The 403-nt window shown below is 67.7% G+C and carries 1 protein-coding gene; it reads left to right on the plus strand.

All coding sequences use genetic code 11. The features are described from left to right. Nucleotides 1-68: 68 nt before the first annotated feature. Nucleotides 69-403: hypothetical protein (locus tag AB4Y92_RS26215; protein ID WP_441822282.1), on the plus strand; the 335-nt coding region annotated here is incomplete at its 3' end.

The following is a 403-nucleotide window of genomic DNA, read 5'->3' on the forward strand; positions in this document are numbered from 1 at the left end:
TTGAAGACCCAGGGGGGCGCATGCGGCCGCTACGGAGTTATCCTCGTGCCATCACGGGGCTGGCGGCCTTGTCGACGGTGAGTTGGTTCGCGCTTGGCGTGACGCCGTCGCACGCTCAAACAGCATGGCAAGGCGTTTCTCCCGATTGGCATACCGCGTCGAACTGGTCGCTCGGCGCCGTCCCGACTGGCGCCACGACAGTGACCATCGGCGCTGGCTCGCTGATTGCGCCGTCCATTACTGCTGCCGGGGCGTCCGCGAACCTGCTGCACATCGGGGCGATCGGCATGACATCGTCGCTAACCGTGTCGGCCGGCGGCTCGCTCACCGCGACCGCTACGACCGTCGCAAACCTCGCCGGAGAGGCGGGATCGGCCAACCTGATGGGTGGGGCCTGGTCCGG

The sequence above is a fragment of the Lysobacter sp. TAB13 genome (assembly GCF_052113885.1).
Lineage (GTDB): Bacteria > Pseudomonadota > Gammaproteobacteria > Xanthomonadales > Xanthomonadaceae > Lysobacter > Lysobacter gummosus.